We start from the raw sequence: 11567 nt of genomic DNA, 5'->3' as shown, positions 1-11567 counted from the left end.
CGATGGCGAGCAACAAAATTCTCGGAATCGACCTCGGAACGACGAACAGTGCGTTCGCGGTGATGGAAGGTGGCGATCCGGAGATCATCGTCAACGCGGAAGGCGAACGGACGACGCCCTCCGTCGTCGCTTTTACCGACGACGAGCGACTCGTCGGGAAACCGGCGAAGAACCAGGCGATCCAGAACCCCGAAAAGACGATCGCCTCGATCAAGCGCCACATCGGCGAGGAGGACTACACCGTCGAGATCGAGGGCGAGGAGTATACGCCCGAGGAGATCTCGGCGATGATCCTCCAGAAGATCAAACACGACGCCGAGGACTATCTCGGCGACGAGGTAGAGAAGGCAGTCATCACGGTCCCCGCCTACTTCTCCGACCGACAGCGCCAGGCGACCAAGGACGCCGGCGAGATCGCCGGCTTCGAGGTCGAGCGCATCATCAACGAGCCGACCGCCGCGTCGATGGCCTACGGCCTCGACGACGACTCCGACCAGACCGTGCTCGTCTACGACCTCGGCGGCGGCACCTTCGACGTCTCTATTCTCGATCTCGGCGGCGGCGTCTACGAGGTCGTCGCGACCAACGGTGACAACGACCTCGGTGGCGACGACTGGGACCAGGCCATCATCGACTGGCTCGCCGACGAGTTCGAGTCCGAACACGGGATCGACCTCCGCGAGGACCGCCAGGCTCTCCAGCGGCTCAAGGACGCCGCCGAGGAGGCCAAGATCGAGCTCTCCTCGCGCAAGGAGACCGAGATCAACCTGCCCTTCATCACGGCGACCGACGACGGCCCGATCCACTTAGAGGAGTCGATGACTCGAGCCAAGTTCGAGTCGCTCACGCAGGACCTGATCGACCGGACCGTCGCGCCGACCGAGCAGGCGCTCGAGGACGCGGGCTACGACAAGGACGACATCGACGAGGTCCTCCTGGTCGGCGGCTCGACCCGGATGCCCCAGGTCGCCGAGAAGGTCGAGGAGCTGACGGGCAAGGAGCCACAGAAGAACGTCAACCCCGACGAGGCCGTCGCGCTGGGCGCGGCGATCCAGGGCGGCGTGCTCGGCGGCGAGGTCGACGACATCGTCCTGCTCGACGTCACGCCGCTCTCGCTCGGTATCGAGGTCAAGGGCGGCCTCTTCGAGCGACTCATCGAGAAGAACACGACGATTCCGACCGAGGAGTCGAAGGTGTTCACCACCGCGGCGGACAACCAGACCACGGTGCAGGTCCGGGTCTTCCAGGGCGAGCGCGAACTGGCCGAGGAGAACGAACTGCTCGGCGAGTTCCACCTGACCGGCATCCCGCCGGCCCCCGCGGGCACGCCACAGATCGAGGTCTCCTTCTCGATCGACGAGAACGGGATCGTCAACGTGAGTGCTGAGGATAAGGGCAGCGGCACCACTGAGGAGATCACCATCGAGGGCGGTGCCGGCCTCTCCGACGAACAGATCGAGGAGATGCAGGAAGAGGCAGAGAAACACGCCGAGGAAGACCAGCAAAAGCGCGAGCGAATCGAGGCCCGGAACGCCGCCGAGGCGACGATCCAGCGCGCCGAAACGCTGCTCGAGGAGAACGACGAACAGGTCGACGACGACCTGCGCGCCGACATCGAGGGCGCGATCGAGGACTTAGAGGAGACGGTCGACGACGACGACGCCGACGCCGACGATATCGAGTCCGCGACCGAGACCCTGAGCGAGGAACTCCAGGAGATCGGCAAGCAGATCTATCAGCAGGAGGCCGGTGCGGGCGCTGCCGGCGGTGCAGCGGGTGCCGGCGGTGCCGCTGGCGGTGCGGCCGGTGCCGGCGCGGGCCCCGGCGGCATGGGCGGCATGGGCGGCGGTCCGAACCCCGGTCCCGATGCCGGCGCTGCCGGTGACGAGGACGAGGAGTTCGTCGACGCCGACTTCGAGGACGTCGACTTCGACGAGGACGAAGAAGACGACGAGTAACGGTCCTCGGCAGCCAACCAGACGATGCGGAAACAGTGACGACGTGACGCTACGGCTGCGGTCGGGGTGTAAGCACGGCACCCGCGAGCGACCAACGGGAGCGAGCGGCCTTTTTAGCGTAGATTTTTGCGCCCAACGAGGGACGCCTCGTGTCCCTCGAGCCGTGCGAGCGGGCCTTCGGCCCGCGAGCAGAGAGCGGTGAGTGAGCACCGCGAGCGAACCCGAGGCGCAAAAAGGTACTTGCGGAACGTTCGTTTCAAGTGGTTCAGACGAGTATCGGTTGCACAACGAATGAGCGAGGACTTCTACGACATTCTCGACGTGAGCCCCGACGCGTCTGCAGAGGAGATCAAACAGGCGTATCGGTCGAAGGCCACCGAGTACCACCCGGACGTCAGCGACGACCCCGATGCCGAGGAGAAGTTCAAGAAGATCCAGAAGGCGAAGCAGGTGCTGACCGACGAGGAGAAACGCGAGGCCTACGATCGCATGGGCCACGACCGCTACGAGCAGGCCGAGAAACACGGCTTCGACGCCAGCGAGTCCGGCGGTGCCGGCGGGATGGGCGGCGGCCCGTTCGGCGGCATGGGCGGTGGCGGAATGGGCGGCGGCGGTCTCGGCGACCTCTTCGAACAGGTCTTCAGCGGCGGTGGCGGCGGTGGACGCGGCCGCCGGCGGCCGCGCAAAGGGCGAGACCTCCGGACCGAACTCGAGATCGACCTCGAGGAGGCATACGAGGGGGCGGAAAAGCAGTTCACCGTCGAGCGGCCCGAGGAGTGCGAGGTCTGCGAGGGCGAGGGCCATCCGCCGGAGGCGGACGCCGAGACCTGTCCGCAGTGTCAGGGCCGCGGGCAGGTGACCCAGGTCCAACAGACGCCGCTCGGTCGGGTCCAGCAGACGACGGCCTGTCCCCGCTGTGAGGGCGAGGGGACGCTGTACTCCGAGACCTGCGGCGAGTGTCGCGGCGAGGGCTACGTCCGCAACGAGGCGACGCTGACCGTCGAGGTGCCGGCCGGTATTCAGGAGGGCCAGACCCTTCGGATGGAAGGCGAGGGCGCGCCCAGCCCCGAGGGCGGCCCCCACGGCGACCTGCTGATCGACGTCTCGATCCGCGAGCACGAGGAGTTCGAACGCGAGGGCGACGACCTGCGCTACCGGCTGCCGGTCTCGTTCCCGCAGGCCACGTTCGGCGACACCGTCGAAGTCCCGACGCTCGAGGGCGCGGCCGAATTCGAGATCCCCAAGGGCACCCAGAGCGGCGAGACCTTCCGGCTCGAGGGGAAGGGGATGCCGCGTCTCCGCGGTCGCGGTCAGGGTGACCTCTACGTCAAAGTGCAGGTCGTCACCCCCGAGAGCTTGAACGAGGATCAGCGCGAGGCGCTCGAGGAGTTCGCCGAGGCCGGCGGCGACGAGATCGAAGTGAAGGAGGGCTTCTTCGAGAAGATCAAGCGGGCGTTCTAACGAGCGAAACAGTTCTCGATTGCGGACGGGCCGTTACCCCGCCGATAAGTATGAGGCCCGCCCCCGCAGTCGTCGTCGATGGACATCGCTCGAACGTACCGGTCGGCGAATCAGGTGCGTAAACTACTCCGGTCGGAACGACGGACCGGATCGTCGTTCGATCTCTCGCCCCAGCGACGGCTTCGCCTCTATCGTCGCGGTTTTCTGAGTACGTCCGGCGTACTTTACGACTTCGCGTCGAACGATCCCGCCGCGTATCTCACCGACTACCAGCGGTTCGTCGGTACGAAACGGATCAACGGCCACTGGAACGCGCTGATCGACAACAAACTCGCCTTCCACCGGGTGCTCGGCGAGTTCCCCGACCACCGACCGGCGGTGTACGGGCTGCTCACGGACGGGCGGTTTCACGCGTTCGACCCGGCCTCCGAGCGGGTGACCCTCACCGACGGCGGCCTCGAACTCGAGCACTCGCCTGAGACGATGACCGGGGCGCCGACAGTGACGCCGATCGACTGGGTCGACGAGACGCTCTCAGAGGGGGACCGGCTCGTATTGAAGTGGTTCAGCGGCGGCGGCGGGAACAACGTTCACTTCCTCGAGCGGACCGACGGCGAGTACCTGTTCGACGGCGAACCGATGACCGAGTCAGAGCTCGCCGAGACGCTCGCGGGCCTCGAGAACTACCTCGTCTGCGAGTTCGTCGAACAGGCAGACTACGCGGCCGAGCTGTTCCCCGATGCGGCGAACACGCTCCGGGTCCTGACGATGTACGACGAGCGGGCGGGAGAGGCGTTTATCCCGATCGCGATTCACCGGATCGGGACGCGGGACTCCGCACCGGTAGACAACTTCTCGAACGGCGGGCTGAGCGCCCTGATCGACCGCGAGACCGGCCGTCTCGGTGCAGGTGCCGAGTATCCCCGCGACGGAGCGGTCGACTGGTACGAGACCCACCCCGGGACCGGCGCTCGCATCGAGGGGACGGCGGTTCCGGGCTGGGAGCAGATTCGCGATCGGCTGCTCGAGATCGCGGAGATGCTCTCTCACGTCCCCTACGTCGGCTGGGATCTGGTCGTCACCGGCGAGGGCGAGTTCCGGATCATCGAGGCCAACAGCTATCCGGGCGTCGCCTCGCTGCAGGTTCACCGCCCGCTGCTGGCCGATGCCCGAACGCGACGGTTCTACCGGAATCACGGCGTCATCTGAGGCGACCGGAATCGTCGTAGCGATCACACCTGTCACGAAACCACCCGATACAGGTTTTACCGATGACGGCGTAGATAAGCGTGAGACTCTCATGCAAGGAAATCGAATCCTGCTCCTCGCCGGTGACTTCGTCGAGGACTACGAGGTAATGGTCCCGTTTCAGGCGCTCCAGATGGTCGGCCACGAGGTACACGCCGTCTGCCCGGAGAAGGAGGCCGGCGACACCTGTCCGACCGCGATCCACGACTTCGAGGGCGACCAGACCTATAGCGAGAAGCCGGGGCACAATTTCGAACTGAATCACGACTTCGACGACGTCGAGCCGTCCGAGTACGACGCGCTGGTGGTTCCGGGCGGTCGCGCGCCCGAGTACCTCCGGACCTACGACGAGGTCCTCGAGATCGTCCGCCACTTCTTCGAGGCGGACAAGCCCGTCGCCGCGCTGTGTCACGGCGTCCAGATCCTCGCGGCCGCGGACGTACTCGAGGGCCGCACCTGCACCGGCTATCCGGCCCTCGAGGCGGACGTACGAATCGCCGGCGGTGACTGGGCCGAGGGCGTCACGCGCGAGGGCAACCTCGTGACGGGCCAGGCCTGGCCGGACCATCCCGAGTGGCTCGCCGAGTTCCTCGAGTGTCTCGGGACTGACGTCGACCACGCCGAGCCGGCGGCCGCGGACGACTGAACGTCGGTGACCGCTGACGACTAAGCGCCGGCGATCGCTGCCGACTGAGCGCCGGCTACCCGCCGACGACCGAACGCGAGTCCCGGCATATGGCGGTTCACGATACTGACGCCGGCGACGCGAGTCGGCGCGCTTTTTCCGCCCCGGTCCTCAGTCTCGAGTATGAACGCTGGGACGGTCGACGACCTGCTCACTCGCGAGCTCCGCGACGATCGGATCGGACTCGTCGACGCGACGGGCCGGGAGTACGACTACCACTGGCTGTGTACGACCTCGTGGAAGGCCGGCAACTTCCTGCGCCACGCGGGCGTTCGCAACGGCGTCACCGTCGGCGTCGTCGGCGACGGCCCCCTCGCACTGCTCGCCTTCTTCGGCACGACGCTGCTCGAGGGGACCACCCGGTTCGAGCCGCCGACGGATCTCGCCGACGCGGACGACTTCCGGACCCTCGTCGCGCCCGTCGATGAACTCGAGGGCTACGAGCTACCGCGGGGCGCACAGCGCGTCGGCTACGGCGACGAACCCGACGCGCCGGACGTCCACCACTTCGACGCGGGCCTCTGGAGCGAGAATCCCTCGTTCCCGCCGCTGTCGATCGATTCCGAGACGACGATCCTGACCGACGGCAAACGAACCGTCACGCACGAGGGAGTGCTCGAGACCGCACGCGAGGTCGTCGAGACGTCCGACGTGGCCGCGGACGATCGCGTGGTCGTCCGCGCGCCGCTGTCGGATCTTCGGACCGTCGTCGCGGGCGTGATCGCGCCGCTGCTGGCGCAGGGCGTGATCGTGCTTCCGGACGACGGAGCCGAGAGTGGGGGCGAACGAGGGACCTATGCCGTCTCGAGCGCGTCCGTCGAGTCGGTTCCCGAGCCGAACCGGATCGACCTCGACGCGGTGTCGCTCCCTTGACGGCGGTCGATTCTCGCCGATTTTCGCAGCCGCGATCAGAGCTCTCGGTACAGCAGTCCCTCGACCGCCGGTCCCGACAGGACCTCGCCCTCGTGGGTGAACCGCGAGCCGTGACAGGGGCAGTCCCAGGTCTCCTCGGCGTCGTTCCACCGGACGAGACATCCCATGTGCGGACAGGTCGCCGAGACGGCGTGGGTCGTCCCCTCCCCGTCCCGGTAGACCCCTAGTGGCTGGTCCGTTCGCCGGACGACGCGAGCCTCCCCGGGATCGGGGAGGCCGTCCGAACCGCGCGCCTCGAGCGACGCCAGCAGCGACTTGATCCGGTCGCCGACGAAACTCCCACCGACCGTCGCGTTCTCCTCGAGAAAGCTCTTCGCGGAGGCCTTCGGTGTGAACCGCTGGGGGTCGAAGACGTCAGCCCACGGGCTCGAGCCCTCGACGATCAGATCGGAGAGGATCATCCCGGCGGCGGTGCCGGTGGTCATTCCCCAGCCGTTGAACCCGGTGCCGACGTAGACGTGCTCCGACAGCGGATCGATCCGGCCGATGAAGGGAACCTCGTCGACGGGTTCGTAGTCCATCGTGGACCAGCGGTACTCGACCGACTCGACGTCGAAGTGCTCGCGGGCGAACGCCTCGCAGCGCCGATACCGCTCGGAGGTCGGCACGCCGCTGACGCTCGGTTTGTGGCTCTGGCCGCCGACGAGCAGGAGGTCGCCGTCCTCGTCGCCCGTGCTCTCGGCGTCGTCAGCGACCGAATACGTCCGCATCGTCGCCGACGGTGAGGCCGTGTTGTAGTACATTCCCTCGGGCGGTGTCCCGGCGATGCGGACGGCGAGCAGATACGCGCGGTGGGGATGCATCCGCGCGAAGTAGCCGGCCCGATCGAGGACGGGGAAGTGGGTCGCGACGACCACGTCGTCGGCGACCACCTCGCCGTGTTCCGTCTCGACGCGACAGGGTGAGCCCGGATCGATATCGAGCGCACGGGTCCCCTCGAAGACGTAGCTGCCGTCTCCGTGAACTCCCTTGGCGATCGCCAGCAGGTACTTCCGCGGGTGGAACGCCGCCTGCTCGTCGAAGCGGACCGCGCCGGGGACGTCGAACGGGAGCGGCGTCTCCTCGACGTACGAGGCCGGGAGGCCGAGCCGCTGGGCCGCGTCGACCTCGTTGCGGATCGTCTCGACGTCGCCGGACGAGGCGGCGTACGTGTAGGCCGCCGTCCGGCGGAAGTCGCAGTCGATTCCCTCCGCCTCGACGCGCCGTTCGACCGCGTCGATCGCCGCCTCGTTCGCGGCGGCGTACTGGCGCGCCTTTCGTTCGCTGAACGCCGAAATCAGGGTGTCGTATATCAGTCCGTGCTGAGACGTCAGTTTGGCCGTCGTGTGGCCGGTGGTGCTCTCGACGATCCGGTCAGACTCGAGGACGGCAACGGTTCGGCCGGCCTCTTTCAACTCGATCGCCGCCGTCAGGCCGGTGATGCCGCCGCCGACGACCGCCACGTCGACGGCCAGGCCGTCCTCGAGCGGGCCGTAGTCGGTCTTGGGCGTCGTAGCGAGCCACAGCGACTCCTCGCGCGGTGATTCGGGGTGGGTCTGGTCCGGCATGGGAGCAGTCGATGGACAGCACCACACCCGCGACAAAAGGAACGGGGGCTGAGATCGCCTGTCACTGGTGGATCGTCTTCCACGGCGTGACGGTCATGCGTCCTATCAAAATTCTTTATTTGCTCGTTCGTCGTCGGCCGGTCTATGGCGGACGTTATCGTCGTCGGCGGTGGCCCCGCCGGCCTGAGTGCGGCGCTCTTTACCGGAAAGAACGGTCTCGAGACCGTGGTCTTCGACACCGACGAGACGTGGATGCACAAGGCCCACCTGTTCAACTATCCCGGGATCCGCAGCATCAGCGGCAGCGAGTTCATGGAACTGACCCGCGGACAGGTCCGCGACCGCGGTGCGGAGATCCGCGAGGGCGAGGCGGTCACCGACGTCGAGCCGCGTGACGGCGGCTTCCGGGTCGAGACCGAGGACGGCGAGTACGACGCCGACTACGTCGTGCTCGCGACCGGTGCGGACCGTTCGATGGCCGAGGACCTCGCGGTCGAGTTCGCCGACGACGGCACCGTCGACGTCGATCTGGACACTGAGACGAGTATCGACAACCTGTACGCGACGGGCGCGATGGTCCGGGACGAGGAGTGGCAGGCGGTCATCGCCGCGGGCGACGGCGCGTCGGCGGCATTAGATATTTTGAGCAAAGAGAAGGGCGAGCACTTCCACGACTTCGACGTGCCGGACGACGTGCCCTAATCGTCCGATCGAGCGCGGGACCAACGGCTTGGTGATCACCGGTTCGTCGGCGAAACCGTCCGATAGCGCCGCACCTGCGTGTTCGGGCCATGCGACTAAGCGACTGGTCGGTGGCGGTCCACCCATATGGCAATGAACGATCTCCACGAACTGTTCGTCCACAAGCTCGCCCAACAGTACTACATCGAACAGGAACTCGTCGAAACGTTAGACGAGATGGCCCGGAACACCACCAACGACCGGATGAGTCAGGGCTTTGCCGACCACCGCGACGAGACCCGGACGCAGGTCCAGCGCATCGAAGACGTCTTCGCGGCGCTCGACCGACCCGCGGAGGCGCGGGACTGCGCCATCCTCAAGGGGCTCGAGGAAGACCGGCGCGAACTCGAGTCACAGATCGAGGACGACGAGCTGTTGAACATGGTCTACCTGAACGCGGGGATGATGACCGAGCGCGTCGAGATGACGGCCTACGAGGGGCTGACGACCATCGCGGAGCAACTCGAGATGGGCAACGACGTCCAGACTCCGCTCGAGTCGAACTACGACGAGGAGAAATCCGCCTTCCGCGAACTCGAGACGCTGGCGACGGCGAAGGACATGAAGTCGCTGTGGGATCGGCTGACGCCGTCGTAAGCTGTGTTACGTACCGATACCGGGGAGCTCCCCGGTTCTCATCCCGACGTGACATCCTCAGACCCGGACTCGCGGCGTGATCGATTATCACAGCACCATTATGATCCTCGAGTGAATATTCTCCGCCACAATGACGTACGATGCGGTCCTGTTCGACTTCGACGGGGTCGTAGTCGAGACTCCGTCGTCCGAGCGGCTCTCCGCCGCCCTCGGCCGAACGTACGAGAAACTCGGCCGGTCCGGGCCGGCCGCCGAGACGTTTCAGGAGCTCATGCGAGGGGACCTCGAGTCGATTGCTGACCGCTGTCAGGGCCTCGGTATCGAGACGGACGCGTTCTGCGCCCAGGCCGCGCGCGAGATGGTCCGCACCCAGCGCGACGAGGTAGAACGCGGGCTGCGGTCGGCGTACGACGACGTCACCGCGGTGCGGTCGCTCGACCGGCCCCTCGGCGTCGTCAGCGACAACCACCCGACCGTCGTCTCGACGCTGCTCGATCGGTTCGGGCTCCGATCGCTGTTCGAGACCGTCTACGGCTGTCCGCTGACCCCCGACGGGCTGGCCCGACGCAAGCCCGATCCGACGAACATCGAGGCCGCAATGGACTCCCTCGAGGCGGACGACGCGCTGTACGTCGGCGACCGAGCCGTCGATGTCCGGGCGGCCGACAACGCGGGCATCGATTCGGTGTTGCTCTCGCGGCCCGGGGAGGGAGCGGTCGACGCGGACGTGGCCCCGACCTATCGCCTCCCGTCGCTCTCGGGGCTTCCGTCAGTCCTCGAGTGAGCGGGTCGACTCTCGGTGCCGACGGAGACCTGACCCGACGGCCGACGGTGCGAACGACGGCCCGCGTGGCAGATTCGTGGCCGCGCTTTTTCCCCTCGCTCGCCGTACTCAGCGTATGGAACCCGACGACGCCTGGACGACCCTCCGCCGGCAGTGCGAGGCCCTCGAGCCGGGTGCCGAACTGGTGACGCCGGTCTCCGAGCGCCCGTTCGAGATCGAGCGGACCGACGACGACCGGATCGTCGTCCGGTTCGGCGACAGCGGCGAAATGCGGCCGCTCTGGCGCGAACAGTTCGTCGTCTTCCTCGAGCAACTCGACGAGGGAGCGGTCTCCGTCGACCACCTCCAGCCGGGCGTCGAGCCGTACGCCAGTGTCGTGACGCTCGCCGACGAGTACACCGCCGACGAGGAGACGATCAGCTACGACGCCGATGCCGTCGGCGGAGAGAGCCCGTTTCTCGTTTCCCCGGCGGCCGCGCGGGACCGGCCCGAACGGGTCCACGACGACGCCCTGTTGCTGGCGGCGCTGCTCGAGGAACTCGACGCCGCCGAGCCCGCGTCCCTCGACACCGACTCGCTGACCGATCTCTACGTGCTCGCGTCGGACGTCCAGCACGGCTCCAATCGGGTGCGCCGGTCGGCGCGGGACCCGCTGCTCGAGCGACTCGGGCCCGATCAGGAACTCCACGGCCGGTACGGCACCGTCCGGCGGACGACGCGGGAGCGTCGCGAGCCCACGGATGCGGAAACGATCTTCGCCGCCCTCGACGACCGCGGGATTCCCCGCGAGTGGGTCACGGGAGTCGATCGAGACAAGTTGGACGTCGTCCTCGCAGTGACCGACCTCGAGGAAGACGAGGTCTACGACGTCGACGAGGACGTCTACGTCCAGAAGACCGGCGTCGACGAGGACGAGAAGTACTCGCGGCTCCGGGGGATCGCCGACCGGATCGACGACCTCGAGGGTACCGAGGGCGAGGACCTGCGCGAGGAACTGGACGACATCGAGGAACGACTCGAGGAGGCGCTGTCCGCGGGATAGCCGCTCGCCGGACGGTCGCCGATCGCGCTCGCCGACGGCGCGGCGTTCGGGTCGTCGCGATCGTCGACGAGGATCGATCCGTCATAGTGGCTGTCCAGTTACAGGGGAACGAATAGGACTTCCCCGGCGGAGAAACGAATACATGGCGACCGTCGAGACCGTCCTCTCATCGATTTTCAGCACGATTCCCGAGCTCCACTCCGGCCAACTCGGACTGCTCTCGGGCGTCCTCGTCGGCGTTCTCTACTGGCACGGCCACCGCCGGTCGTCGCTCGCGCTCCTCACTGCGTTCTACCTGCTGGCGCTCGGCGTCGTGCCCGCTCCCGCAAGGGGCCTGATCGTGATTCAGTCGAAGCCGTGGTACTTCTGCTCGTTTCTGCTCCTCACCTCGCTCGGTGCGATCGGCGGATACGCCCTCTGGGCGCGAGTGGCGCGTTCGAGTCGGCTTCGAACCCGGCTGTCGGACGGCGGGCCGTCGGACTGGTAGTCGCGGGAGTCCGTCTCGGCAGTGACTCGCACGTTCGATATTCGTTTCAGTCGCCCGTCCGTAGCCTGAGTCGAGAACGAATGA

At 67.0% G+C, this 11567-nt stretch carries 11 protein-coding genes; 10 read left to right on the top strand and 1 reads right to left on the bottom strand.

Annotated elements, in window-relative coordinates; all coding sequences use genetic code 11:
* Positions 1-2 precede the first annotated feature (2 nt).
* From dnaK to LDH66_RS03155, 5 genes are all read left to right on the top strand, one after another.
* Positions 3-1958 (top strand): molecular chaperone DnaK, encoded by a 1956-nt coding sequence (dnaK, locus tag LDH66_RS03175; RefSeq protein WP_226479625.1) that lies wholly within the window; start codon positions 3-5, stop codon positions 1956-1958.
* A gap of 291 nt (positions 1959-2249) precedes the next feature.
* On the top strand, positions 2250-3419 hold the full coding sequence (gene dnaJ, locus LDH66_RS03170) for a molecular chaperone DnaJ (protein ID WP_226479624.1): 1170 nt from the start codon (positions 2250-2252) through the stop codon (positions 3417-3419).
* A gap of 114 nt (positions 3420-3533) precedes the next feature.
* Positions 3534-4628, top strand: a complete 1095-nt coding sequence (locus LDH66_RS03165) for a sugar-transfer associated ATP-grasp domain-containing protein (protein WP_319004336.1) — start codon at positions 3534-3536, stop codon at positions 4626-4628.
* 91 nt (positions 4629-4719) lie between these two features.
* Positions 4720-5313: a DJ-1/PfpI family protein gene (locus LDH66_RS03160; protein ID WP_226479622.1), complete on the top strand. Its 594-nt coding sequence runs from the start codon at positions 4720-4722 to the stop codon at positions 5311-5313.
* A 162-nt stretch (positions 5314-5475) separates the two neighbouring features.
* Complete coding sequence (locus tag LDH66_RS03155; protein ID WP_226479621.1) at positions 5476-6225, top strand: hypothetical protein; 750 nt, start codon at positions 5476-5478, stop codon at positions 6223-6225.
* Between the two features lie 35 nt (positions 6226-6260).
* On the opposite strand, the gene LDH66_RS03150 is transcribed toward LDH66_RS03155, so the two are convergent.
* The gene (locus LDH66_RS03150; protein ID WP_226479620.1) at positions 6261-7832 is read right to left on the bottom strand and encodes an FAD-dependent oxidoreductase; all 1572 of its coding nucleotides are present in this window, start codon (positions 7830-7832) and stop codon (positions 6261-6263) included.
* A gap of 144 nt (positions 7833-7976) precedes the next feature.
* Between LDH66_RS03150 and LDH66_RS03145 the strand changes: the two genes are divergently transcribed.
* From LDH66_RS03145 to LDH66_RS03125, 5 genes are all read left to right on the top strand, one after another.
* On the top strand, positions 7977-8534 hold the full coding sequence (locus LDH66_RS03145) for an NAD(P)/FAD-dependent oxidoreductase (RefSeq protein ID WP_226479619.1): 558 nt from the start codon (positions 7977-7979) through the stop codon (positions 8532-8534).
* Positions 8535-8666: 132 nt separating this feature from the next.
* Complete coding sequence (locus LDH66_RS03140; RefSeq protein ID WP_226480938.1) at positions 8667-9170, top strand: YciE/YciF ferroxidase family protein; 504 nt, start codon at positions 8667-8669, stop codon at positions 9168-9170.
* 130 nt (positions 9171-9300) lie between these two features.
* Positions 9301-9954 (top strand): HAD family hydrolase, encoded by a 654-nt coding sequence (locus LDH66_RS03135; RefSeq protein ID WP_226479618.1) that lies wholly within the window; start codon positions 9301-9303, stop codon positions 9952-9954.
* Between the two features lie 115 nt (positions 9955-10069).
* Entirely contained in the window at positions 10070-10996 is a 927-nt protein-coding gene (locus LDH66_RS03130) for a DUF7983 family protein (protein WP_226479617.1), read from the top strand.
* Positions 10997-11138: 142 nt separating this feature from the next.
* Complete coding sequence (locus tag LDH66_RS03125) at positions 11139-11483, top strand: hypothetical protein (RefSeq protein WP_226479616.1); 345 nt, start codon at positions 11139-11141, stop codon at positions 11481-11483.
* The last annotated feature ends 84 nt before the right edge of the window (positions 11484-11567 follow it).

This window comes from Natrinema amylolyticum (assembly GCF_020515625.1).
In the GTDB taxonomy this organism is placed as follows: domain Archaea; phylum Halobacteriota; class Halobacteria; order Halobacteriales; family Natrialbaceae; genus Natrinema; species Natrinema amylolyticum.
Note: the sequence above shows the minus strand (reverse complement) of the source record. Positions and strands in the feature narration are given on the sequence as shown.